The 23,840-nt window shown below is 68.3% G+C and carries 24 protein-coding genes; 11 read left to right on the plus strand and 13 right to left on the minus strand.

All coding sequences use genetic code 11. From position 1 onward, the window contains the following. Window positions 1-954: a hypothetical protein gene (locus QSJ95_RS23905; RefSeq protein ID WP_043317746.1), complete on the plus strand. Its 954-nt coding sequence runs from the start codon at window positions 1-3 to the stop codon at window positions 952-954. A gap of 20 nt (window positions 955-974) precedes the next feature. Here QSJ95_RS23905 and QSJ95_RS23910 read toward each other — a convergent pair whose 3' ends face one another. Both QSJ95_RS23910 and QSJ95_RS23915 read right to left on the minus strand, forming a co-directional pair. Further along, window positions 975-1,250, minus strand: coding sequence for an acylphosphatase (locus tag QSJ95_RS23910; protein ID WP_009616913.1), 276 nt, complete (start codon window positions 1,248-1,250; stop codon window positions 975-977). Next, the gene (locus QSJ95_RS23915; RefSeq protein ID WP_285645718.1) at window positions 1,250-1,720 is read right to left on the minus strand and encodes a TlpA disulfide reductase family protein; all 471 of its coding nucleotides are present in this window, start codon (window positions 1,718-1,720) and stop codon (window positions 1,250-1,252) included. The genes QSJ95_RS23910 and QSJ95_RS23915 overlap by 1 nt, the downstream gene beginning before the upstream one ends. Window positions 1,721-1,750: 30 nt before the next feature. Here QSJ95_RS23915 and QSJ95_RS23920 point away from each other — a divergent pair, with 30 nt between their 5' ends. Then, window positions 1,751-3,163 carry a PilZ domain-containing protein gene (locus tag QSJ95_RS23920; protein WP_285645719.1) on the plus strand — a complete coding sequence of 471 codons (1,413 nt, stop codon included), beginning with the start codon at window positions 1,751-1,753 and terminating at the stop codon, window positions 3,161-3,163. 177 nt (window positions 3,164-3,340) lie between these two features. Then, on the plus strand, window positions 3,341-3,739 hold the full coding sequence (locus QSJ95_RS23925) for a hypothetical protein (protein ID WP_009616910.1): 399 nt from the start codon (window positions 3,341-3,343) through the stop codon (window positions 3,737-3,739). Window positions 3,740-3,742: 3 nt separating this feature from the next. Here QSJ95_RS23925 and QSJ95_RS23930 read toward each other — a convergent pair whose 3' ends face one another. Beyond that, window positions 3,743-3,940: a hypothetical protein gene (locus QSJ95_RS23930; protein ID WP_024128548.1), complete on the minus strand. Its 198-nt coding sequence runs from the start codon at window positions 3,938-3,940 to the stop codon at window positions 3,743-3,745. Between the two features lie 158 nt (window positions 3,941-4,098). Then, window positions 4,099-5,328: a YihY family inner membrane protein gene (locus QSJ95_RS23935; RefSeq protein WP_285645722.1), complete on the minus strand. Its 1,230-nt coding sequence runs from the start codon at window positions 5,326-5,328 to the stop codon at window positions 4,099-4,101. A 113-nt stretch (window positions 5,329-5,441) separates the two neighbouring features. Here QSJ95_RS23935 and arsC point away from each other — a divergent pair, with 113 nt between their 5' ends. Genes arsC through QSJ95_RS23950 form a run of 3 tightly spaced genes read left to right on the plus strand, consistent with a single transcriptional unit; the run spans window position 5,442 to window position 6,808 of the window. Further along, window positions 5,442-5,795, plus strand: coding sequence for an arsenate reductase (glutaredoxin) (gene arsC, locus QSJ95_RS23940; protein WP_285645724.1), 354 nt, complete (start codon window positions 5,442-5,444; stop codon window positions 5,793-5,795). Further along, window positions 5,792-6,388 carry an NAD(P)H:quinone oxidoreductase gene (gene wrbA, locus QSJ95_RS23945; protein WP_009616906.1) on the plus strand — a complete coding sequence of 199 codons (597 nt, stop codon included), beginning with the start codon at window positions 5,792-5,794 and terminating at the stop codon, window positions 6,386-6,388. Before arsC ends, wrbA begins: the two co-directional genes overlap by 4 nt. After that, complete coding sequence (locus tag QSJ95_RS23950) at window positions 6,389-6,808, plus strand: DUF2069 domain-containing protein (RefSeq protein WP_285645727.1); 420 nt, start codon at window positions 6,389-6,391, stop codon at window positions 6,806-6,808. 358 nt (window positions 6,809-7,166) lie between these two features. Here QSJ95_RS23950 and hda read toward each other — a convergent pair whose 3' ends face one another. Continuing rightward, window positions 7,167-7,874: a DnaA regulatory inactivator Hda gene (gene hda / locus QSJ95_RS23955; RefSeq protein ID WP_009616904.1), complete on the minus strand. Its 708-nt coding sequence runs from the start codon at window positions 7,872-7,874 to the stop codon at window positions 7,167-7,169. 144 nt (window positions 7,875-8,018) lie between these two features. Then, window positions 8,019-9,059 carry a DUF2066 domain-containing protein gene (locus QSJ95_RS23960; RefSeq protein WP_285645730.1) on the minus strand — a complete coding sequence of 347 codons (1,041 nt, stop codon included), beginning with the start codon at window positions 9,057-9,059 and terminating at the stop codon, window positions 8,019-8,021. Window positions 9,060-9,274: 215 nt separating this feature from the next. On the opposite strand from QSJ95_RS23960, the gene purM reads away from it, so the two are divergent. The 3 genes from purM to QSJ95_RS23975 are packed head-to-tail and all read left to right on the plus strand — an operon-like array spanning window position 9,275 to window position 11,713. Continuing rightward, window positions 9,275-10,336 (plus strand): phosphoribosylformylglycinamidine cyclo-ligase, encoded by a 1,062-nt coding sequence (gene purM / locus QSJ95_RS23965; RefSeq protein ID WP_043271266.1) that lies wholly within the window; start codon window positions 9,275-9,277, stop codon window positions 10,334-10,336. Continuing rightward, the gene (purN, locus tag QSJ95_RS23970; RefSeq protein WP_009616901.1) at window positions 10,336-10,986 is read left to right on the plus strand and encodes a phosphoribosylglycinamide formyltransferase; all 651 of its coding nucleotides are present in this window, start codon (window positions 10,336-10,338) and stop codon (window positions 10,984-10,986) included. The genes purM and purN overlap by 1 nt, the downstream gene beginning before the upstream one ends. 10 nt (window positions 10,987-10,996) lie before the next feature. Further along, window positions 10,997-11,713, plus strand: coding sequence for a DUF3108 domain-containing protein (locus QSJ95_RS23975; RefSeq protein ID WP_009616899.1), 717 nt, complete (start codon window positions 10,997-10,999; stop codon window positions 11,711-11,713). A gap of 57 nt (window positions 11,714-11,770) precedes the next feature. On the opposite strand, the gene QSJ95_RS23980 is transcribed toward QSJ95_RS23975, so the two are convergent. Further along, window positions 11,771-12,310 carry a DUF2058 domain-containing protein gene (locus QSJ95_RS23980; protein ID WP_285645732.1) on the minus strand — a complete coding sequence of 180 codons (540 nt, stop codon included), beginning with the start codon at window positions 12,308-12,310 and terminating at the stop codon, window positions 11,771-11,773. A gap of 163 nt (window positions 12,311-12,473) precedes the next feature. Here QSJ95_RS23980 and QSJ95_RS23985 point away from each other — a divergent pair, with 163 nt between their 5' ends. Further along, window positions 12,474-13,406 carry an aspartyl/asparaginyl beta-hydroxylase domain-containing protein gene (locus QSJ95_RS23985; protein ID WP_043271270.1) on the plus strand — a complete coding sequence of 311 codons (933 nt, stop codon included), beginning with the start codon at window positions 12,474-12,476 and terminating at the stop codon, window positions 13,404-13,406. 230 nt (window positions 13,407-13,636) lie between these two features. On the opposite strand, the gene mazG is transcribed toward QSJ95_RS23985, so the two are convergent. The 4 genes from mazG to cysM form a co-directional block, all read right to left on the minus strand. After that, a complete protein-coding gene (gene mazG / locus QSJ95_RS23990) occupies window positions 13,637-14,470 on the minus strand; it encodes a nucleoside triphosphate pyrophosphohydrolase (RefSeq protein WP_058072446.1) in 834 nt (277 codons plus the stop codon). Then, complete coding sequence (gene relA, locus QSJ95_RS23995; protein WP_009616890.1) at window positions 14,463-16,721, minus strand: GTP diphosphokinase; 2,259 nt, start codon at window positions 16,719-16,721, stop codon at window positions 14,463-14,465. Before relA ends, mazG begins: the two co-directional genes overlap by 8 nt. A gap of 90 nt (window positions 16,722-16,811) precedes the next feature. Beyond that, window positions 16,812-18,176 (minus strand): 23S rRNA (uracil(1939)-C(5))-methyltransferase RlmD, encoded by a 1,365-nt coding sequence (rlmD, locus tag QSJ95_RS24000; protein ID WP_069863607.1) that lies wholly within the window; start codon window positions 18,174-18,176, stop codon window positions 16,812-16,814. A gap of 1 nt (window position 18,177) precedes the next feature. Then, window positions 18,178-19,077: a cysteine synthase CysM gene (gene cysM / locus QSJ95_RS24005; RefSeq protein WP_058487256.1), complete on the minus strand. Its 900-nt coding sequence runs from the start codon at window positions 19,075-19,077 to the stop codon at window positions 18,178-18,180. A gap of 332 nt (window positions 19,078-19,409) precedes the next feature. On the opposite strand from cysM, the gene QSJ95_RS24010 reads away from it, so the two are divergent. Then, window positions 19,410-21,638: a TonB-dependent receptor domain-containing protein gene (locus QSJ95_RS24010; RefSeq protein WP_285645737.1), complete on the plus strand. Its 2,229-nt coding sequence runs from the start codon at window positions 19,410-19,412 to the stop codon at window positions 21,636-21,638. 30 nt (window positions 21,639-21,668) lie between these two features. On the opposite strand, the gene QSJ95_RS24015 is transcribed toward QSJ95_RS24010, so the two are convergent. Together QSJ95_RS24015 and QSJ95_RS24020 are read right to left on the minus strand one after the other, a co-directional pair. Further along, a complete protein-coding gene (locus tag QSJ95_RS24015) occupies window positions 21,669-23,048 on the minus strand; it encodes a HAMP domain-containing sensor histidine kinase (RefSeq protein WP_285645740.1) in 1,380 nt (459 codons plus the stop codon). Next, window positions 23,026-23,736, minus strand: a complete 711-nt coding sequence (locus tag QSJ95_RS24020; protein ID WP_009616884.1) for a response regulator transcription factor — start codon at window positions 23,734-23,736, stop codon at window positions 23,026-23,028. The genes QSJ95_RS24015 and QSJ95_RS24020 overlap by 23 nt, the downstream gene beginning before the upstream one ends. Between the last annotated feature and the right edge of the window lie 104 nt (window positions 23,737-23,840).

Here is a 23,840-nt window from a genome sequence, read left to right on the forward strand (position 1 = left end):
ATGTCCCGAAGCACTACCCGCCTCAAGGTTGCCGCCCTGTGCGGCAGCCTTGTCTTGAGCGGCTGCGCCAACCAGATGTCGCAGCGCAGCGAACACGAGGAGCGCGTCGAGCGCAAGCTGCTCGACCACAGCCTGCAGATAGACGTCGGCGAGCCCGGCGTCCTGCAGCTGCCGCAGCGTCGCGTCCGCGTGCAGGAGCAGAAGACCTTCGAAGTCACCACCTTCGAGGTCACCCGCCGCTACGACCGCTACACGCCCTACCAGGGCTGGCGCGAGTTCTACGAAGTGCCGCTGGGCGCGCTGACCTTCGTCGCCGGCATCGGCGCCAACGTGGTCAACGTGTTCGCCCTGGGCAACCTGCCGGAAAGCGTCACCCGCGGCTGGATCAGCTACGGCATCGACGGCATGAACCCGTTCATGAACGTGCAATCCAACGGCCGCGCCGAGCAGAACCTGGCCAACATCGACGAACAGCGGCGCAACAGGCACACCGAGTACTCCAGCCTGCCCTGGGCCGAGCGCCCGGTGCAGGTGAGCGTCGGCAAGGAGACCCAGGAGCTGCTGACCGACCGTCACGGCATCCTGCGCCTGAACCTGCTGGACAGCCCCTTCAGCGACGACGCCGTATACCGCGCCGGCCGCCTGCAGCTGAGCGTGCGCGATGCCCAGGACAGCGCCCACGCCGAGGCCAGCCTGCTGGTCAGCCCGACGCTGCGGGGCAAGCTGCACGAAGCTCATGCGCTGATCTACGACGACCTTGAAGGCGAAGACGTGCAGCACTGGGTGCACCGCGTCAAACGCCTGTCCGACCTCGGCCTGGAAGAGGAAGCCAGCGAGCTGGAACAGAGCCTGATCGAACTGACGCGCAACGATCCGGAGCTGCAGAAGGAATTCCTCCAGCGCCTGCTGAGCGACGCCGGCCGCCTGGCCGCGGACCCCGGCGCCAGCAACTGAGCCCGGGCCGCCGCTGGGGCTCAGCGCCGCACGATGAAGCCGGTGATGCCCTGGGCCGGCATGTCCTGCAACGCCACGTCCGTCACCTGGGCCTTCTCCGGGCCCTGGTGCAGCCACTCGCGCAGCGCGTGGACGGCGCTCTCCTCCCCTTCCATCAGCACCTCGACCCGCCCATCGGGCAGGTTGCGCACCCAGCCGTCGATGCCCAGCCGGTCGGCCTGCTCCTGGGTACCCTGGCGGTAGTAGACGCCCTGCACGCGTCCACTGACGAAGCCGTGCATGCAGATTCTCGCCATCAGCGCTTCTCCTCCTGCAGGGCCAGCAGGCGTGCCTGTACGCCGCTGGCCGTCTGTTCGCCCAGCATGCGCTCGCGCACCTGGCCCTTGACGTCGACGATGTAGGTCACCGGCAACGCCTCGCTGCGCGGCAGCTTGAAGCGCGGCGCCGGGTCGTCGGCCAGCACCGTGTAGCGGATCCCCAGGTCTTGCGCGGCCTTGCTCAGCTCGGCGTCACGCAGGCCATCGTAGTTGACCCCCAGCACCCGCACGCCCTTGTCCCGGCTGTCCTCCGCCAGGCGGTTGAACTCGGGCACTTCCTTGCGGCAAGGCACGCACCAGTCGGCCCAGTAATTGATGACTAGCCACTGGCCATCTAGGCTTGCTGTAGGTACCTTCTTTCCATACTGATCGACGCCGTAATCCGCCGAGCAGCCGGCCAGGATCAGGCCGGCCAACAGTCCACTGACAAAACGGAGCCGTACTCCCATGCCTTCAGTCCTCGTGTATGCGGGGTGGTCATGATGCTCTCTGCCCTGCGCCTGGAAGTGCCGGACATTCTCGAAGACAACGGCGACGCGGCGAGCAACCTGTCGGCAGGACTGCTGCAGGCCCGGCGGCTGCCCCTGCACGAAGGCCTGCAGCACTGCCTGGGCGTCCTCTTCAGGCTCAACCGTTGCGCACTGACCTTACTGGAAAGGCAGCGCGCGCTGCAAAGCCTCGCCGAAGAATATCGCCATTACACCCGGCTGATCCGCGCCGAGAAGACGCCGCCGGCCCTCTTCGTGCACCTGTGCGGCGAACTGGCCGCCGGCTTCAAGCGCCTGCTGCTGCAGATACTCAACGGCCACAAGCCCTCGCGCCCGCACCTGGCGTGGTGCCTGTACATGGCCGAGCACTTCCTCGCCCAGGCCCTGCTGCGCCATTACCAGCAGTACCAGCAGCCGCCGGGCTCGCTGTGGCGCGACAGCCACCTGCTGTACTGGATAGGCGAATACCAGCAGTGCCTGGACGAACCCATCGCCGCTGCCTTCGAACCCACCCCGGCCGGAACCCTGCGGGGCCTGTACCAGCAATCCCTGCTGCTGGCGCTGAGCAACCCCTTCCACCTCACCGAAGGCGAGGCGCCGCACCTGTTCAGCGCCCTCGCACCGCTGGCCGGCCTGGCCCGGCTGCAGGACTGGGACGATGAGGAAGAGGAGCAGGAAGGCTACCTGGTCGACCTCGGCGACGACCGCCCCTGCCTGGGCTTCGACCAGAAGCCCGAGGCACCGCCCGAACGCCTGCGCCGCCTGGAACTGGGCGCGCTGCTGATCGCCCTGCACGACCCGGCGCCGCTGCGCCCGGCAGCCGAGAGCCTGCTGCTGGAACGTGTCCGTCCGCACTGGCTGGGCCACCAGCCGCGCCGCCATATGCGCGCCGAGAAACATGCAAGCTGCCAGCTGGTGATCGGCCTGACGGCCATCCAGGCCCACCTGCTGGCCAGCGCCGCCGGCAGCTGCGAGGCGCAGATGGCCGACGCCAGCCCCGGCGGGGCGCGCATCGTCTGCCAGGGCAGCCAGGCACAGCGCCTGCCGGTCGGGCAACTGCTGCTGATCCTCGACAAGCCGGGCTCGCCGATCCTGGCGATGGTGCGCTGGCGTCACCTCAACGGCGACGGCCTGCACCTGGGCCTGCGCTTCCTCAAGGGCCTGCCACGGCCGGCCTGGCTGCGCCGCACGCCTGACGCACAGCGGCACCCGGCGGTCCTGCAGAGCACCCCGGAACCGGGCAACGGCTGGTATCACGGCATCTGGCTGCCCCAGGGGCAATTCGTCGAGGGCGAGAACCTCTGGCTGCAACTGGCCAGCTTCGACAACCAGACCATCCTCCCGCTGCCCGCGGCCAACCTGGCCACGCCCCTGGTCAGCCGGCATCCGCTGCGGCTGGGCTGATGATGTCATTTGGGAAACAGGTCACAGCCAGGATCGCTAACACGCACGTTTTGTGGGCCTGTTGCTCCCTATAATGCGGGGCTTGCGGAAGTTTTCCTTCCGCCAGGCCCTACATCCTGTCAGAACACGCAGGCGCCAAGTACGCCGGCCGAACCCATTCACGGAAGCGACAGACATATGCAGCCCACGGATCAGATCGTCAGCCGGGTGCCCGAACACATAGTGGCCAATGCCAGGCCCCTCGGTACCAGCAACGGTGGGCGGGCTTGCGACTACAACGTCGCCGCCTGGCTGCTGGTGCCGGGCATGGCCCAGTTGCCGGTGACGCTGCTGGCCAGCTACGGCGACGGCGAACGGCAGCACGAGGTGGTGATCGACCATGGCACCCTCAATGCCAGCGGACGCATATTGCTGTCCGGCATCGCGCGGCTGCCGTATCGCTACAGGATCGACAATCTGCAGATCAGATTGCGTTCGGCGGTGGGACTTTCGCGCCTGACGGTGGAAGAACTCTTCGTCCAGGCGGTGGAACAGATCGCCAGCGACCAGCGGATCAACGCCGGCCAGCTGTCGTAGCGCTCAACCCAGCTGGCGGGCGGGTTCGCCGACGGGCTCGGCGGTGCTGGCAGCCCGCTCGTCGAGCGCGGCATGCACGCTGGGCAGCAGCGACTCCGGCCAGCTGCTGAACTGCAGACCGGTGATTCTATTCAGCCGCTCCAGGGCGCTCTGCGGGTCGCGCTGGTGCAGGTGTACAACTTTGTTCAGGTCTTTGTTCATGAAGATGCGGGCCTTCTCGGAACTTCTGGGGAACACCACTGTCCTGAACCGGCTATAGCCAGAAGCGTGCCAAACTTTCGAGGCCCGCGATTCCACGCATTTTCATCTCCGCCCGACCGCTTCCAGCATTCCGTTTCGCCGCAAACTGACCTTTTACGTCACCTGGAATGTGACGGACTCAACCATTCTGCGAGACTGCCGCCGAACAGCACCTCCCGCTCCGCCTGGTAGCGCTGCAGGGCCTCGCGCAGTGCCGGGTACCAATCCTCCGCCAGGCTGTCCGGCAGCGTCTCCAGGCACGGCAGCGGCCAGGGGCAGCGGTTCAGCAGGCGATGCAGGCTGTAGCTGCCCAGGTCGCGGCAGAGCACCCAGGTATCGTCGCTGCCGCCCGAGCGGCAGACCATCTGCTCGCGTTCGAGGAAGGCCAGCATCTCCTCCCATTCGTCCTCCGGCAGCATCCAGCCGGCGCGGTGCAGGTGCGCCAGGCGCGTCGCCTCGCCCTGGCGCTGGCGCTCGTAGAACACCCGCAGCACGCCCAGCAGCACCAGCAGCCGCGGCAACGCCCTGCGCCGCCACAGGCGCGTCGAGGACAGGTTGCAGACCAGTTCGGCGCCGAACAGCACGATCAGCCAGGACAGGTAGATCCACAGCAGGAACAGCGGCACCGTGGCGAAGGCGCCGTAGATCAGCTTGTAGCCGAGGAACAGGCCGACGTAGAGGCCGAACAGCGACTTGGCCGCCTCGAACAGGAAGGCCGTCAGCGCGCCGCCGGCCAGGGCATGCAGCGGCGGCACGCGGGCGTTGGGCACCGCGGCGTAGATGAGGGTGAAGGCCGCCACGCTGAACAGCAGCGGCATGAATTTCAGCAGCATGCCGGCGCCGGGCAGCGCATGGGGCCCGGACAGCAGCGACAGCGAAGTGACGTAGGTCGACACCGCGAAGCCGGCGCCCAGCAGCAGCGGCCCCAGGCTGAGGATCGCCCAGTACAGCAGGAAGCGCGTCACCCCGCGGCGCGGCTTGCGCACCCGCCAGATCTCGTTGAACACCCGCTCGATGGTCACCAGCATGCTGAACGCGGTGACCGCCAGGAAGGCCACCCCCAGCCAGGTCAGGTGGCGCGCCTGGACGATGAAGGCGCGCAGGTAGGTCTCCACCGCCTCGCCGGTGGACGGCACGAAGTTGTGGAAGATGAACAACTGGATGCGCTCGCCCATGCCTTCGAAGGTGGGAATGGCCGAGACGATGGCGAAGGTCACGGTCATCATCGGCACTACGGCGAACAGCGTGGTGTAGGTCAGCGCGGCGGCGTGGCTGCTGACGCGGTCGGCATGGAAACGCTGGAGCAGATAACGCCAGAACTCGATCAGGTTCCGCAGGCGCGGGTGCATGCTGTGTCCTTAAGTCGCAGGGCCGCCGGCCCGGCCGAACGCCGATGGTTCAGCCAACCCTCGGGAGGCGGTTAGAATAGCCGCCACTTTAACGGCCCAGCGAGCCCATGGATATGAGCCAACTGACACTTTTCCACAACCCGCGCTGCTCCAAGTCCCGCGGCGCCCTCGAACTGCTCGAGGCGCGCGGCCTGGCCCCGACCATCGTGCGCTACCTGGAAACGCCGCCCAGCGCCGCCGAACTGCAGGCGCTGCTCGGCAAGCTGGGCATCAGCGCGCGCCAGCTGCTGCGCACCGGCGAGGAAGAATACAAGACCCTCGGCCTGGACGACCCGCAGCTCAGCGACGCCCAGCTGATCGAGGCCATGGCCGCGCATCCGAAGCTGATCGAACGGCCCATCCTGGTGGCCGGCGACAAGGCGGTGATCGGCCGGCCGCCGGAGAAGGTGCTGGAGATCCTGCCTTGAGCGCGCCCTACATCCTGGTGCTCTACTACAGCCGTCATGGTGCCACCGCCGAGATGGCCCGGCAGATCGCCCGCGGCATCGAGCAGGGCGGCCTGGAGGCGCGCCTGCGCACGGTGCCGGCGGTGTCCACCGAGTGCGAGGCGGTGGCCCCGGACCTGCCCGAGGAAGGCGCGCTCTACGCCACCCTCGACGACCTCAAGGACTGCGCCGGCCTGGCCATGGGCAGCCCGACGCGCTTCGGCAACATGGCCGCGCCGCTGAAGTACTTCCTCGACGGCACCAGCAGCCTGTGGCTGACCGGCGCCCTGGTCGGCAAGCCGGCGGCGGTGTTCACCTCCACCGCCAGCCTGCACGGCGGCCAGGAGACCACCCAGCTGTCCATGCTGCTGCCGCTGCTGCACCACGGCATGCTGGTCACCGGCATTCCCTACAGCGAACCTGCCCTGCTGGAGACCCGCGGCGGCGGCACGCCCTATGGCGCCAGCCACTTCGCCGGCGCCGACGGCAAGCGCGCCCTGGACGAACACGAGATCACCCTGTGCCGCGCGCTGGGCAAGCGCCTGGCCGAGGTCGCCGGCAAACTGGAGCGCTGAATGGCCCGCAAGAAGAAACCCCTGCCCTCCCTCGAGCACCTGCACCCGCGCCTGGCCGCGAGCCGCGCGGTGAGCCTGGGCAGCCTGCTGGGCCTGGTCCTGCTGATCCTCACCTGGGGCCTGCTGTTCACCGACGCCCGCGGCGCGCCGGACTGGGTGCCGAAGGTGTGGACCGCGCTCAAGCTGCTGCCGCTGCTGATCATCGCCCCGGGCATGCTGATCGGCAGCGCCCGCGGCCACGCCTGGGCCTGCTACGTGGTCAACCTGTACTTCATCACCGGCGTGCTCAACACCTTCGAGCCGGGCCAGCGCATCTACGGCTGGGCCGAGGTGCTGCTCAGCGTGAGCCTGTTCTGCGCGGCGCTGCTGTACACCCGCTGGCGCTTCCAGTACGAGCGCAAGCTGGCGGGGGAGGATTAGACCCTGCGCGCGATTCGCGGGCAGGGCCCGCTCCTACACCTTCCGGCAAAAAAAACCGTAGGATGGTGTTGAGCGAAGCGATACCCATCACCGCGGCCGCATGGGTTTCGCAAGCTCAACCCATCCTACAAAGAGCATCTCGGCGCAGTCGGCAAGACAGTTGCTCCTACAGGTGACCTCGGAGGCAGACGCATCGTAGGAGCGAGCTTGCTCGCGAACAGATTCCACTGCGGGGCCCATTCGCGAGCAAGCTCGCTCCTACGAAAAGCACCTCGGCGCAACGTCGTAGGGCGAAGAGCATACGGCTCCGGATAACTTGCAGCTTATGGCTTGCGGCTTGCAGCTCCCCCGAAGGGGCTTACCAGCCCAGGGTTTCCTTGAGGAAGGGGATGGTCAGCTTGCGCTGGGCCTGCAGCGAGGCCTTGTCCAGTTCGTCCAGCAGGTCGAAGAGGAACTCCATGCTGCGCGCGCCGCGGGTGAGGATGAAGCGCCCGACTTCGTCGGTGAGGTGCAGGCCGCGGCGCGAGGCGCGCAGTTGCAGGGCGCGGAGCTTTTCCTCGTCGGTCAGCGGGTGCAGCTGGAAGATCAGCGAGAGGGTCAGCCGCGACTTCAGGTCGGGCAGCTTGACCGGCAGCTCCCGCGGCGGCATCGAGGCCGCCAGCAGCAGGCGCCGGCCGGCGTCGCGCAGGCGGTTGAACAGGTGGAACAGCGCCTCTTCCCACTCCGGCAGGCCGGCCAGGGCCTCGATGTCGTCGAGGCAGACCAGCTCCAGCTGTTCCAGGTCGTCGAAGATCGCCGGGCCGTATTGCACCAGCTCGGCCATCGGCAGGTACACCGAGGTCTCGCCGTACTGCTCGAAGCGCAGGCAGGCCGCCTGCAGCAGGTGGCTGCGCCCCACGCCCTCGACACCCCACAGGTAGATGAGGCTCTCCGCCCAGCCGGCGTCGCAGTCGCACAGCCGCTCGACATACCCCAGCGCCGCGGCGTTGGTGCCGGGGTAGAAGTTGGCGAAGGTAGCATCGTCGCGCAGACGGATGCCCAGGGGTAGCTGCATAGGTTGTTTCATGCCGGGCGGGGCTTTTCTTCGAAAACGCTTACAGTGAAGCCGTACGGATCAAAAGTGTAACCAAATCATCATTTTGGCGCATCCGAAAAGGCGCCGGAGGCGCAGCATACTGCGAATCCGGCGCCAGGCCCACCCGCGGCGTGACTACCAGCGGAAGCGCATGACGTTGCTCGGCGCCGCGGGCTGCGCCGGCAGCGGCTGGCCATTGGCGTCGAGCGCCGGCTGGGCCGGCTCGACCGGAGCCTCCTGCAGGTGCGCCAGGCCCAGTTGGGCGCGCAGCTGGTCGGGGCTGGCGTTGAGGCGGTATTGCAGGTTGTCGCCCTGGGCCAGCAACAGCTTCGCGCCCATCGGGTCGAGCAGCTTCTGCAGCTGGGCATAGCGTTCGAGGTTGGCGCCCTGCACCTGCAGGGTCAGGGCGCTGGCCGCGCCCGGCGCGCCGACGAAGCGCGGCGCCAGGCGCTGGCTGACCGCCAGCATCACGGCGTCGGCCAGGGCGTCCGGGCTATCGCCCTGGGCCTGGCCCTGTTCGCGCGAGTCGCCCAGCCACAGGCGCCATTGCGCCTGCCACTTGCCGCCGTCTTCCTTGGCGTCGACCGCCAGCAGGCCGTCGGCGGAATAGCGCTCGGAGGCGGCGCGCAGCGCGTCGGGCTGCGCGGCGGTGATGTTCTGCGCGGTGCCCACGCCCTGCTCGGAGAGGTCGGCCATCGGCAGCAGCAGCGGCAGGCCGCGGCGCTGGGCGGCGCGGTTGAGCGGCGCGGCGCCTTCCTGGCTGTCGCCCACCAGGCTGCTGCCGGCGGCGCTTTCGTTCAGCCACCAGGCCAGCAGGCTCGGACGGTTGGCACCCCAGACCGGCAGGCCGGCCTGGCGCAGGGCGTTGTTCACCGAGGAGGGGTCGAAGTCCACCACCAGGGCCAGCGGCGGACCGTTCTCGTAGCCGTACTGGCTGATCAGTTGCTGCGGGTCCTTGAAGTAGCCGGCCAGCGCGCCGCTCTGGGCGGCGCGGGCATCGCCGGTCAGGCGCAGCACCAGGGTCTGCAGCGCGCGGGACAGGCCGGCGCTGCGCTCGTCCGGCTGCTGCGAGGCCACCGGCTCGTGCACCTGGTAGAGGTTGCCCAGCGCGGCGGCGAAGGACGGCAGGCTGAGCAACGACAGGCAGAGGATCAACAGGCGGGCGGTAAATCGCATGACAGGCTCTCGACGAACGGAATAAGGAAGGGAACGGCACCTGGCAAGCCCCTCCGGAAGGCCTATACCTTAAACAGCCCTCCGGTCAGCGGCAACAGCGCGAGATGGCCGCTGCCGGGCAAGCCTGATAAAATCCCGCGCCTCCCGCGAGGTCGCCGCGAATCCTTCGCGCCGCGGCCGGCAGACGAATCACTCCTTTCTACAGGCCTGGATACATGAGCAGCAAGCAACCCTCGTTGAGCTACAAGGACGCCGGTGTGGACATCGACGCCGGCGAAGCCCTCGTCGAACGCATCAAAGGCGTCGCCAAGCGCACCGCGCGTCCTGAAGTCATGGGCGGCCTGGGCGGCTTCGGCGCGCTCTGCGAGATCCCGGCCGGCTACAAGCAGCCGGTGCTGGTTTCCGGCACCGACGGCGTCGGCACCAAGCTGCGCCTGGCGCTGAACCTGAACAAGCACGACAGCATCGGCCAGGACCTGGTCGCCATGTGCGTCAACGACCTGGTGGTCTGCGGCGCCGAGCCGCTGTTCTTCCTCGACTACTACGCCACCGGCAAGCTCAATGTCGACGTCGCCGCCACCGTGGTGACCGGCATCGGCGCCGGTTGCGAGCTGGCCGGCTGCTCTCTGGTCGGCGGTGAAACCGCCGAGATGCCCGGCATGTACGAGGGCGAGGACTACGACCTGGCCGGCTTCTGCGTCGGCGTGGTGGAGAAGGCCGAGATCATCGACGGCTCGAAGGTGGTCGCCGGCGACGCCCTGGTCGCCCTGCCCTCCTCCGGCCCGCACTCCAACGGCTACTCGCTGATCCGCAAGATCATCGAAGTCTCCGGCGCCGACATCGAAGCCACCCAGCTCGACGGCAAGCCCCTGGCCGACCTGCTGATGGCGCCGACGCGCATCTACGTCAAGCCGCTGCTGCAGCTGATCGAGCAGACCGGCGCGGTCAAGGCCATGGCCCACATCACCGGCGGCGGCCTGCTGGACAACATCCCGCGCGTGCTGCCGGACAACGCCCAGGCCGTGATCGACGTGGCCAGCTGGCAGCGCCCGGCGGTGTTCGACTGGCTGCAGGAGAAGGGCAACGTCGACGAGCACGAGATGCACCGCGTGCTGAACTGCGGCGTGGGCATGGTCATCTGCGTCGCCCAGGACCAGGTCGAGGCCACCCTCGCCTCCCTGCGCGCTTCCGGCGAGCAGCCCTGGGTCATCGGCCGCATCGACGCCTGCGCAGCGGACGCCGAACGCGTGGTGCTGAACAACCTGAAAGGCCACTGATGTCCCGTCCTTGCAATGTCGTGGTGCTGATTTCCGGCTCCGGCAGCAACCTGCAAGCACTGATCGACAGTCTGGCCGACGGCGCCACGCCGGCAACCATCCGCGCGGTGATTTCCAACCGCGCGGACGCCTATGGCCTGCAGCGCGCCGCCGCCGCGGGCATCGCCACCGAGGTCCTGGACCACAAGGGCTTCGCCGACCGCGAAGCCTTCGACGCCGAGCTGATCCGCCGCATCGACGCCCACGCCCCGGACCTGGTGGTCCTGGCCGGCTTCATGCGCATCCTCAGCTCGGCCTTCGTGCGCCACTACCACGGCCGCCTGCTGAACATCCACCCCTCGCTGCTGCCCAAGTACAAGGGCCTGCACACCCACCAGCGCGCGCTGGAGGCCGGTGACGCCGAGCACGGCTGCTCGGTGCATTTCGTCACCGAGGAACTCGACGGCGGCCCTCTGGTCGTACAGGCGGCAATCCCGGTAGAGTCGCAAGACACGCCGGAGACGCTCGCCGCGCGGGTGCACGTGCAGGAGCACCTGATCTACCCGCTGGCCATGCGCTGGTTCGCCGAAGGCCGTTTGCGCCTGGGCGAGCGAGGCGCCATGCTGGATGGCCAGGCGTTGCCAGCCACCGGCTACCCGTTCCGAACCTAGGAGATTCGCGATGCGTAGAGTCCTGCTGTTCCTGATGGCCCTGCTGACGTTGCCGGCGTATGCCGCCTCGTTCCAGATCAAGCCGTTCGAGGCCAGCTACACCGCGGACTGGAAGCAGATGCCGCTGAGCGGGACCGCTTCCCGCAGCCTCAAGCAAGGCGACGGCGGCAACTGGGAACTCGACTTCCAGGCCTCCATGCTGCTCGCCAGCCTGAAGGAGAGCAGTTCCTTCAAGGTCGAAGGCGATACCTACCTGCCGCAGACCTACCACTGGGCCCGCGAGGGCCTGGGCAAGAACAAGTCCACCGACCTGCAGTTCGACTGGGCGCAGAAACAGGTCACCGGCAGCGACCGCGGCGACGCCGTGCGCCTGCCGCTGAACCGCGGCCAGCTCGACAAGTCCACCTACCAGCTGGTGCTGCAGCACGACGTCGCCGTCGGCAAGAAAAGCATGAGCTACCAGGTGATCGAGGGTACCGACACCGATACCTACGACTTCCGCGTGCTCGGCGAGGAGAAGGTCGCCACCCAGGCCGGCCAGATCGACGCCATCAAGGTCGAACGCGTGCGCGACCCGACCAAGAGCAACCGCAAGACCGTCCTCTGGTTCGCCAAGGACTGGGACTACCTGCTGGTGCGCCTGTACCAGCAGGAGACCGACGGCAAGGAGTACCAGATCATGCTCAAGGACGGCACCGTCGACGGCAGGCAGGTCAAGGGCTCGTAACCTCGGGCAGCATGAAAAAAGCCGGGCATCCGCCCGGCTTTTTCGTTTCCGCAGCTGTCACCACATGAGGTCGTCGGGCACCACGTAGTCCTTGTACGGATCGTCCTCGTCCGGCTCGCCGCTGGGCTCGTTGAGCAGCACCACGCGGCGCTCGTCGCGTTCCTGGATGCGCAGCGCGGCATCGCGCGGGACTATCTCGTAGCGCCCGTCGTAACTGACGATGGCCAGGCTGCCGCGGCTGAGCTTGTCGCGGATCAGGGCGTTCACCGCGATGCGCTTGACCTTCTTGGCGTCGACGAAGTTGTAGTAGTCGTCGCCCTCCATCCTGGGCAGGCGGGTGCCTTCGATCAGTTGCTTGACCTGCGCGGCGCGAGCCTTCTTCTCGGCTTTCTCCTGCTGCTGGCGGTTCAGCTCCTGGTCGCGGGCCTGTTTCTCGGCCTGGGTCTGCAACGCGGCCTGGCGCTGGCTGTCGTCCTTCTCGGCCTGGCCCTTGTGCTCCAGGCGCTGCTGTTTCTGCTTCTGCTTGCTGGCCTGCTTGGCCTGCTTTTCGTTGACCAGCCCGGCTTTCAGCAACTGGTCACGCAATGACATGCTCATTGGCTAACGACTCTCCGACAGCCTGCGAATATGACGCAGGACAATTCTGACGTGGCGGAAAATTCAGCGGCGACGCGCGCTGAGGGTATAATCCTCGGGCCTGTGTCGGCGTTGCGCAAGTGGCCGGCCGTTTTTCAGCCAAACAGGGCGGACTCGCCATCCCATGATCAAGCTCCTCGTCCTCGCGATCCTCGCCATCTTCCTCATCGCCATTCTCTACGTGCACCTGCGCGGCAAGGTACGCCTGCCGTTCCTGCGCCAGGTGGTCAACCACTCGGCCTGGTTCGCCCCGTACAACTCGCTGATGTACCTGAACTCCAGCGTACCCTCCAAGCCCTACCTGGACCGTGAGCGCTTCCCGGAACTCGACAAGCTGCGCGACAACTGGCAGATGATCCGCGAGGAAGCCGAGCAGCTGTTCGACGAGGGCTACATCCGCGATGCCCTGAACAACAACGAGGCGGGTTTCGGCTCCTTCTTCAAGAAGGGCTGGACGCGCTTCTACCTGACCTGGTACGACGGCCCCCTGCCCTCCGCGCAGCGCCTGTGCCCGAAGACCGTGGAGCTGGTCAGCAGCATCCCCAACGTCAAGGGCGCGATGTTCACCCGCCTGCCGCCGAACAGCCACCTGAACAAGCACCGCGACCCCTACGCCGGCTCCCTGCGCTACCACCTGGGCCTGGCCACGCCGAACTCGGACGCCTGCCGCATCTTTGTCGACGGCCAACCCTACGCCTGGCGCGACGGCGAGGACGTGATGTTCGACGAGACCTTCGTGCACTGGGTGAAGAACGAGACGGACGAATCGCGCCTGATCCTCTTCTGCGACGTCGAGCGTCCGCTCAAGTCGCCGCTGCTGACGCGCATCAACCGCCGCGTCAGCGCCTTCCTCGGCCGCGCCACCGCGCCGCAGAATGTCGAGGGCGAGCGCGTCGGCGGGATCAACCAGGCCTACTCGGTGCTGATTCGTATCGGCAACGGCGTGGGTGCTCAGGTGAAGAAGTTCAAGCGGCGCTATCCCAAGGCCTACCGCATCGGTCGGCCGATTCTGGCGGTGCTGTTGCTGGTGTTGCTGATTCGCTGGATGTTCACGTAGGGCGCATAACGCCTATGGCGTTATCCGCCGAATCGCAGACAGAGTCCGCTCCTACGGTTCCAGGGAAGCACGGGTTTTCGTAGGATGGCGTTGAGCGAAGCGATACCCATCACCACGGCAGCATGGGTATCGCAAGCTCAACCCATCCTACGAAGAGCGCCTCGGCGCAAGACAGTTGCTCCTACAGGAAGCCCCGGCGAACCGGGGCTTTTTTCGTAACGCCGGCCTAACTAACCACACCCCAACGGATTCTTCTCCTCCCGCTTGGCCTCGCCCCACAGCGCGTCCAGCTCTTCCAGGCTGCATTCCTCGGCCTTGCGGCCCTGGTCGCGCAGGGTGGTCTCGATGTAGCGGAAGCGCCTTTCGAACTTGCCATTCGCCGCGCGCAGGGCGGTTTCCGGGTCGACCTTCAGGTGCCGGGCCAGGTTGACCACCACGAACAGCAGGTCGCCGATCTCCTCTGCCTGGGCTTCGGCATCGCCGTCGGCCATGGCTTCCAGCACTTCGTCCAGCTCTTCGCGCAGCTTGTCCACCACCGGCAGGGCTTCCGGCCAGTCGAAGCCGACCTGGGCGGCGCGCTTCTGCAGCTTGGCCGCGCGGCTGAGGGCCGGCAGCGCCACCGGCACGTCGTCCAGCAGCGACAGTTGCACCGGCTCGGCGGCCTTGGCCGCGCGCTCCTCGGCCTTGAGTTCTTCCCAGCGCTGCTTCACCGCCGCTTCCGCCAGCTTCGCCGCGTCGGGCACGCCGTACAGGTCGCCGTCGGGGAACACATGGGGATGGCGGCGGACCAGCTTGGCGGTGATGCCGTGGACCACCGCGTCGAAGTCGAAGCGCTGTTCCTCGCGGGCCAGTTGGGCGTAGTAGACCACCTGGAACAGCAGGTCGCCGGCCTCCTCGCGCAGGTGCTCGAAGTCGCCGCGCTCGATGGCGTCGGCGACCTCGTAGGCCTCCTCGATGGTGTAGGGGGCTATGCTCGCGTAGTCCTGCTTGAGGTCCCAGGGGCAGCCGTGCTGCGGGTCGCGCAGGCGCGCCATGAGGTACAGCAGGTCGTCGAGCTTATACATCCTTGCCACCCGCGCGGTCGCGCCGCGCCTCGATGATGTTGGGCAGTTGCGAGATGCGCGCCAGCAGGCGGCCCAGGGAATCCAGGCCGGGGATCTCGATGGTCAGGCGCATGGTCGCGGTGTTGTCGTCCTTGTCCGAACGGGTGTTCACCGCCAGCACGTTGATGCGCTCGTTGAGCAGCACCTGGGACACGTCGCGCAGCAGGCCGGAGCGGTCGTAGGCGCGGATGACGATGTCCACCGGGTAGGTCTGCACCGGCACCGGGCCCCAGCTCACCTGGATCATCCGCTCCGGCTCGCGGCCGGCCAGTTGCAGCACGGTGGCGCAATCCTGGCGGTGGATGGTGACGCCGCGGCCGAGGGTGATGTAGCCGACGATCGGGTCGCCCGGCAGCGGCTGGCAGCAGCCGGCCATCTGCGTCAGCAGGTTGCCCACGCCCTGGATCTGGATGTCGCCGCGCTTGCCGTGGCCGAGGCGGCTGGGCTTGCGCGGGATGAGTTCGAGCTGCTCGTTGCCGCGCTCCGGCTCCACCAGCGCCTGGGCGTAGTTGACCACGTGGGCCAGGCGCAGGTCGCCGGCGCCGAGGGCTGCGAACAGGTCCTCGCCGGTCTTGTAGTTGGCCTTCTCGGCCAGCTTCTCGAAGTCCACCGGCGGCAGCGCCAGGCGCCCCAGTTCGCGTTCGAGCATGGCCTTGCCGGCGGCGACGTTCTGGTCGCGGGCCTGCAGCTTGAACCAGTGGACGATCTTCGCCCGCGCCCGCGAGGTGGTGACGTAGCCAAGGTTCTGGTTCAGCCAGTCGCGGCTCGGGCCGCTGTGCTTGCCGGTGATGATCTCCACCTGCTCGCCGGTCTGCAGGCTGTAGTTCAGCGGCACGATGCGCCCGTTGATCTTGGCGCCGCGGCAGTTGTGGCCCACCTCGGTGTGCACGCGGTAGGCGAAGTCCAGCGGCGTGGAGCCCTTGGGCAGGTCGATGGCGTGGCCGTCGGGGGTGAACACGTACACCCGGTCCGGCTCGATGTCCACGCGCAGCTGCTCGGCCAGGCCGCCGATGTCGCCCAGTTCCTCGTGCCACTCCAGGACCTGGCGCAGCCAGGAGATCTTCTCCTCGTAGTGGTTGGAGCCGGACTTGACGTCGGTGCCCTTGTAGCGCCAGTGCGCGCACACGCCCAGCTCGGCTTCCTCGTGCATGGCGTGGGTGCGGATCTGCACTTCCAGCACCTTGCCCTCGGGGCCGATCACCGCGGTGTGCAGCGAGCGGTAGCCGTTTTCCTTGGGGTTGGCGATGTAGTCGTCGAATTCCTTGGGGATGTGCCGCCACAGGGTGTGCACGATGCCCAGCGCGGTGTAGCAGTCGCGCATCTCCGGGACCAGCACGCGCACCGCGCGCACGTCGTAGATCTGGCTGAAGTCCAGGCCCTTGCGCTGCATCTTCCGCCAGATCGAGTAGATGTGCTTGGCGCGGCCGGACAGGTCGGCCTTGATGCCGGTGGCGGCCAGGGCGTCCTTGAGCTGCTGCATCACGGTGGCGATGTACTGCTCGCGGTCCAGGCGGCGCTCGTGCAGCAGCTTGGCGATCTGCTTGTACTGGTCGGGCTCCAGGTAGCGGAAGGACAGGTCCTCCAGCTCCCACTTGATGTGGCCGATGCCCAGGCGGTGCGCCAGCGGCGCATAGATGTCGAACACCTCGCGGGCGACGCGCATGCGCTTCTCCTCGTCGGCGTTCTTCACCGCGCGGATGGCGCAGGTGCGCTCGGCCAGCTTGATCAGCGCGACGCGCACGTCGTCGACCATGGCCACCAGCATCTTGCGCAGGTTCTCGATCTGCGCCTGGGTGCCGAGCACCATGGATTGCCGCGGGTTGAGGCTGGCGCTGATCGCCGCCATGCGCAGCACGCCCTCGATCAGCTTGGCCACCACCGGGCCGAAGCGCTGCTGCACTTCCTCCAGCTTGACCTTGCCCTCGCGGACGCCACGGTAGATCACCGCGGCCACCAGCGACTCCTGGTCCAGCTTGAGGTCGGCGAGGATCTCGGCGATCTCAAGGCCGGTCTGGAAGCTCGAAGTGCCATCGGCCCAGGCGGCTTCCACCTGGCTGACCGCCTTGTTCTCGGCCTCGCGGGCGAACTCGCAGGCCTCCAGCAGGACCTTGCGATCCAGCACCGGGACCAGGGTCTGGACGTGGTCCAGCCAGGCCTCGAGGTTGATGCTGCCGTCGGTGTTGACCGGCTGGTGCGCTCTCACCTGTACCATCTTGTCTACCCTTCCCCACGGTGTGCCGTGGCACACCGCTCGACTGCGCCGGCCTTTCTGGCGTGGGCCGGTCGGATTGCGCAGGTCGTCCTAACCTGCCTCGAACAGAGCCATCGCCTCCACATGCGCCGTCTGCGGGAACATGTCGAGGATTCCGGCACGCTTCAGGCGATAGCCCTGACGGGCCAGTTCGCCGGCGTCGCGCGCCAGGGTCGCCGGATTGCAGGACACATAGAGTACCCGCTCGGCGCCCAGTTCACGCATGCCCCGTGCCATCTCGAACGCGCCGTCACGCGGCGGGTCGAGCAGCACGGCGGAAAATCCCTTGGCCGCGTCCCCGGCGAACCAGCGCGCCGCGGACAGCGGCTGCGCCAGGTCGGCCTGGTGGAACACGGCGTTGTCCAGGCCATTGGCCCGGGCGTTGGCCGCGGCGCGCGCGACCATGCTTTGCACGCCTTCCACGCCCACCACGCAGGCGGCGCTTCGGGCCAGCGGCAGGGCGAAATTGCCCAGGCCACAGAACAGGTCTAGCACCCGTTCCGCCGGTGCGGGGGCCAACCAGTCCAGCGCCTGCGCGACCATGGCCGCGTTGACCGGCTCGTTGACCTGGACGAAGTCCCCCGGCCGGTAGGCCAGGGTCAGGTCCCAGGCGTCCAGGCGGTAGCCCAGGCGCCCTTCGCCGTCGGCCGGCGTCGGTTCGCCGTCGCCCTGCAGCCACAGCTGCACATCCCGTGCCGAACAGAAGGCCCGGAGGCGTTCGAGGTCGGCGGCGGGCAGAGGTTCGGTGTGGCGCAGCAGCAGGGCGCAGGCGGTGCCGTGGAACAGCTCGACGTGGCCGATGGCCCGCGGCCGCTGGAACCCCTGCAGCAGCGCCGGCAACGCGCGGGCCAGCGCCTGCAGTTCGGGCACCAGCACCAGGCAGTCGTCGAAGGCGACGATGGCCTGGCTGGCGGCGGCGCGGAACCCCACCTCCAGGCGCTCGGCCTTGGCATCCCAGCGCACGGCGATGCGGGCCCGGCGGCGGTAACCGAATTCGGGGCCGGCCAGGGGCGCTGCCCACTCTTCCGGGACGATGTCGCCGAAGCGCTGCAGCTGCTCGGCCAGGGTGCGCTGCTTGAGCGCCAATTGTCCGGCGTGGGGCAGGTGCTGCAGGGTGCAGCCGCCGCACTTGCCGGCCACCGGGCAGGGCTCGGCGCGGCGCTCCGGCGCGGCGGCCAGGATGCGTTCGCCGCGGGCGTCCACCACCTGGCTGCGCGCGGCCAGCACGCGGGCCTCGACCTCTTCCCCGGGCAGCGCGCCGGCGACGAACCAGGTGCGCCCTTCCAGGTGCGCGATGCCGCGGCCGTCATGGGCCAGGCGCTCGATGCGCAGGCGCTGCTTCTTGCCCACCGGCACGCCGGCGTTGCGGGCGCCGCCGCTGGGCTGGAAGCGCAGGCCGCTTCTGTGCTTGGCCATGTCAGCTGGGGTCGTAGATTCCGGAGGACAGGTAGCGGTCGCCGCGGTCGCAGATGATCGCCACCAGCACCGCGTTCTCCAGTTCGCGGGACAGGCGCAGCATGGCCGCCACCGCACCGCCGGAGGACACGCCGCAGAAGATGCCTTCCTCGCGGGCCAGGCGGCGCATCACGTCTTCGGCCTCGCTCTGGTGCATGTCCACCACGCGGTCGACGCGGCTGGCGTCGAAGATCTTCGGCAGGTATTCCTGCGGCCAGCGGCGGATACCGGGGATGGACGAGCCTTCCATCGGCTGCAGGCCGACGATCTGCACCGCCGGGTTCTGCTCCTTGAGGTAGCGCGACACGCCCATGATGGTGCCGGTGGTGCCCATGGAGCTGACGAAGTGGGTGATCTCGCCGTTGGTCTGGCGCCAGATCTCCGGGCCGGTGCCCTGGTAGTGGGCCACCGGGTTGTCGCCGTTGGCGAACTGGTCCAGCACCTTGCCCTTGCCTTCGCGCTGCATCTGGTCGGCCAGGTCGCGGGCGCCTTCCATGCCCTGCTCCTTGCTCACCAGGATCAGCTCGGCGCCGTAGGCGGTCATGGCCGCCTTGCGTTCGGCGGTGGAGTTGTCCGGCATGATCAGGATCATGCGGTAGCCCTTGATCGCCGCGGCCATGGCCAGGGCGATGCCGGTGTTGCCGGAGGTCGCCTCGATCAGGGTGTCGCCGGGGTGGATGTCGCCACGCAGCTCCGCGCGGGTGATCATCGACAGCGCCGGGCGGTCCTTCACGGAGCCGGCCGGGTTGTTGCCTTCGAGTTTCACCAGCAGGGTGTTGGAGGTTTCCCCGGGCAGGCGCTGCAGGCGCACCAGCGGAGTATTGCCGATGCACTCGGCGATGGTGGGGTACTGCACGGTCATGGAGTCGCTCGTCGTCAGCAAGGCCAATCTGAATAGCGGCCTATGATACCGGTAAACCGCCGCCGGCCATATCGGCAAGCGCAGCGAGTGGCATCGGCGGCGGCATCCGCGCCTGCCTCGCCGCCCCGGATTCCTTGCTCGGAGGCCGGAACATCCGCGTAGGAAATCTCCGCAATTAACATGCTGCCACAATGCGTTCCAGCCCCCATGAGCCGGGCGCTGCAGTGCGATTTCAGGCCTCTGCGGACATATGCAGTAACTTTCATGAAGATGAAAATGATTTGCGTTACCGACAGGCTCCGCCGCCATCACGAGCAGTCAGGAGCCTACCGATGTCCATTCCTCTTTCCCGCACTTCCCTGGCCGGCGCCATCGCCCTGGCCATGGCCGGCCAGGCCCAGGGCAACGACACCCTGAGCCTGGGCGACACCGTGGTCACCGCCGCCGGCTACGAACAGAAGGTCACAGAAGCGCCGGCCAGCATCAGCGTGCTGACCCGCGAGGAACTGCAAGAGAAGCGCTACAGCAACCTGGCCGAGGCCCTGGAAGACGTCGAAGGCGTCGACATCGGCCAGAGCACCGGCAAGACCGGCGGCCTGAACATCAGCATCCGCGGCCTGCCCAGCGACTACACCCTGGTGCTGATCGACGGCCGCCGGCAGAACAGCGCCGGCAACATCACCCCCAACGGCTTCGGCGAGACCTCAACCAGCTTCATGCCGCCGCTCTCGGCCATCGAGCGCATCGAGGTGATCCGCGGCCCCATGTCCACCCTCTACGGCTCCGACGCCATGGGCGGGATGGTCAACATCATCACCCGCAAGGTGGCCCGCGAATGGGGCGCCAGCCTCAGCCTCGACCACACCGTCCAGGAACACCGCGACTACGGCGACAGCAGCGGCACCAGCCTCTACGCCAGCGGCCCGCTGGTGGCCGACCGGCTCGGCCTGAACCTGCGCGGCAGCTTCTTCGACCGCAGCGCCTCGGACCTGAGCTTCGACGACGGCGCCACCGTCAGCCGCCGCGGCGCCTCCCCGGTGGAAGGCCAGAACTACAACATCGGCAGCCGCCTGACCTTCACCCCCAACGCCGAGCACGACATCTCCCTGGACTTCGAGCGTGGCCGCCAGGCGTACAACAACGACGACTGCCAGTTGGGCACCCTCGACGGCAAGGCCGGCGGCAGTGCCACCGACGGTTGCAACCGCGACGCACCGACGCGCGCCAACGGCTACAAGGACGAACTGCGCTTCGAGCGCGACCAGTTCGCCCTCTCCCACACCGGCCGCCTGGGCTTCGGCACCCTGGACAGCAGCCTGACGCACAGCACCACCGAGACCATCGGGCGCACCATCCCCGGCACCGTCGGGCGGCCCTACAGCGGCTACCCGTCGATCGTCGGCGGCGACGACCGCACCCTCAAGTCCACCGACCTGGTGCTGGACAGCAAGCTGGTGATGCCCCTGGGCGAGGCGCACATGTTCACCCTCGGCGGCCAGTACTGGGACGCGAAGGTCGAGGACGGCATCGCCACCGAGGAATTCCAGCAGAGTTCCTGGGCGCTGTTCGCCGAGGACGAGTGGCGCCTGCGCCAGGACCTGGCGCTGACCCTCGGCGGCCGCTACGAGGACCACGAGGCCTTCGGCGGGCACTTCAGCCCGCGCGCCTACCTGGTGTGGAACACCACCGACAGCTGGACGCTCAAGGGCGGCGTCAGCCAGGGCTACAAGACGCCCACGCTGAACCAGCTGCACGACGGCATCAACGGCGTCAGCGGCCAGGGCCAGATCCTCACCATCGGCAGCCCCGACCTGGACCCGGAAACCAGCACCAACACCGAATTCGGCGTCTACTACGACAACCTCGCCGACTTCAACGCCAACCTCACGCTGTTCCACACCCGCTTCAAGGACAAGATCGACAGCGGCACCCCGATCCCCAACTGCAACTGGCCGGACGCGCCGAACCAGGCCGGCTGCATCGACATGGGCAGCAGCTTCCTGCAGGAGAACTTCGCCCAGCAGGTGAACATCGGCAAGGCCCGCACCCAGGGCGTGGAACTGGCCGGACGCTGGGCCTTCGCCCCGGCCCTGAGCGCCTCGCTGAACTACACCTACACCGACAGCGAGCAGCTCAGCGGCGACGACAAGGGCGCCCCGCTGACCAACACCCCGCGACACATGGCCAACCTGCGCCTGGACTGGCAGGCCAGCGAGCGCCTGAAGCTCTGGCTGAAGGGCGAGTACCACGGCGAGCGGGCGCGCTTCACCGCGCGCTACGCCAACCTCAACGCGACCAACCAGGCCATCGCCGACCAGTTGGGCGACCTCGACGCCTACCAGGTGTTCCACCTCGGCGGCTCGTTCAAGGCCACGCGCAACCTGACGCTGAACGCCACCCTGTACAACCTGTTCGACAAGGACTTCCTCGGCGGCGACTCCTACACCGCCGCCAACGGCACCACGGGCTGGGCCTCGCACTACATCCAGGGCAGCGCGGGGACCAGCGGCACCCTGGAGGAAGGGCGCCGGCTGTGGCTGTCGGCGGTGATGGAGTTCTGACGGCCGCTGGTCGCCTGGCGCCGCACGGCGTCAGGCGGCCGGCAGGCGCAGGTGCATGCGCAGGCCGGGGTTGCCGCGCTCGGCCCAGAGTTCGCCGCCCTGCAGGCGGATGGCGCTGCGGGCGATGCTCAGGCCCAGGCCGAAGCCCTCGCCGGAACGCGCCGCGGAAAGGCGGGTGAAGGGCAGGAAGATGCGCTCCAGGTCGGCGGCCTCCACCCCCGGCCCCCGGTCGGCCAGGCACAGGTGCCAGTAGTCGCCTTCGCGCTGGCCGAGCAGGCGGACGCAACCGCCCTCCGGGGAATGCCGGATGGCATTGCGCAGCAGGTTCTCCAGGGCCTGCGCCAGGCCATTGAGGTGGCCGCGGACGACGCAGTCCGCCGGCACCTCGCAGTGGAAGCGCGAAGGCGCCCAGCCGGACTCGAAGCCGGCGTCCTCCACCAGCAGTTCCCACAACGGCAGGATGGCGACGTCCTCCAGCGGCAGGCGCGGCCGCTCGGTGTCCATCCAGGCCAGCTCCAGGGTGTTGGCCACCAGCCGCTGCATGACTTCCACCTCGCGCTCCAGGCGCAGGCGCAGCGGGTCCTCGGCCGGCGCGCTCTCGGCGGCGACGCGCAGGCGGCTGAGCGGCGTGCGCAGCTCGTGGGACAGGTCGCGCAGCAACTGGCGCTGGAACTCCACGTGGCCGCTCAGGCGCTGGGCCATGTGGTCGAAGGCGCGGCCCAGCTCGCCCAGCTCGTCGCGGCGGACGCTGACCTCGCGGGCGGCGCCCGAGCCCAGGTCGTCGGCGCGCAGCGCGTTGGCGTGCTCGCGCAGGCGCGCCAGCGGGTGGATCAACTGGCGGTAGAGCAGCCCGCACAGCAGCAGCGCCAGCGCGGCGGGCACCACCCCATGGGTGAAGATCCGCGCCAGCGTGGAGTAGCCAGCGGGCTTGAAGCGTTGCGGCAGCTGCAGCACCAGGCGGCCGTCGGCGGGGTGCTCGGGGAAGGGAATGCCGATGTAGGGCAGGCTCCGGCTGCGGTTGCTAACCGGCCAGTCCAGGCCGCGCTGGAAGGTCAGGCGCGTGGCCTCCTCGATGCTCAGCGGCTGGCTGCCCAGGGGCTGCAGGCGGCCGTCCAGCGCCACCATCCAGGTCTGCTCGCTGGCCCGCATGCGTGCCAGCCAGTCGTCCACCGCGGCCTCGCCGCCGGCGTTCCAGGCCCGTTCCAGGTCGGCCGCATAGCCATGCAGCACGGACTGGGCCTCGGCGTCTAGGAAATAGCCACGGCGCTCGACCTGGCGGCCCCAGGTCCAGGACAGCCAGATCAGCACCAGGCAGAGCAGCACCACCGGCACCGCCAGGCGCCAGAACAGCGAATGGCGGCTGGGCAGTACCTGGCGCGCGCGCCGCTCACTCGGCGCTAGCGAAAACATAGCCCTTGCCCCAGACCGCGCGCAGTTGATGGCGCGCATAACCGATGGACTGCAGCTTGCGGCGCAGGTGGCTGACGTGCATGTCCAGGCCGCGGTCGTGGGCGGTGTAGCCACGGTTCAGCACGTGCTGGTAGAGGAACGGCTTGCTCAGGGTTTCGTCGACGTTGCCGAGGAAGGTTTCCAGCAGGCGCTGCTCGGTGGCGGTGAGCGCCGCGGACTGGCCTTCCCAGGCCACCTCGCAGGGTTCCTCGCTCAGCCGCAGCCCTGCGTCCGCGGGGCCGGCCGGCAGCAGGCTGCCGCGCTCCAGGGCGACGCGGCGGAGGATGGCGTCGATGCGCACGTTCAGCTCCGCCAGGCTGAAGGGCTTGGGCAGGTAGTCGTCGGCGCCCTGGGAGAAACCGGCGATGCGGTCCTGCTCGGCGCCCAGGGCGGACATCAGGATCACCGGCACGCGCTGCTCGCGGCGCAGCTGGCGCAGGGCCTCCAGGCCGCTGCAGCCGGGCAGCATGACGTCCAGCAGGACCAGGTCGAAGGCCTCGCTCAGCGCCTGGTCGAGCCCCTCGCGGCCGTCGCGGCACCAAGTCACGGCGAAGCCGCGCTGGCTCAGGTGGCTGTGCAGGTGGGCGCCCAGGGTAGGGTCGTCCTCGATGGTCAGCAGGCGGGGTTGGCTGGTGGCGGTCGGCGTCATGATAAACAAGACTTATTCGCGAACGACAAGTATTCATGACAGCGCCTGCCCAGGGCAAGCGCAGCCGTCCGGCGGTCAATGTTCGGGATTCCCGCCCGGCGACC

The sequence above is a fragment of the Pseudomonas sp. NBRC 100443 genome (genome assembly GCF_030268185.1).
Taxonomy (GTDB): domain Bacteria; phylum Pseudomonadota; class Gammaproteobacteria; order Pseudomonadales; family Pseudomonadaceae; genus Pseudomonas; species Pseudomonas citronellolis.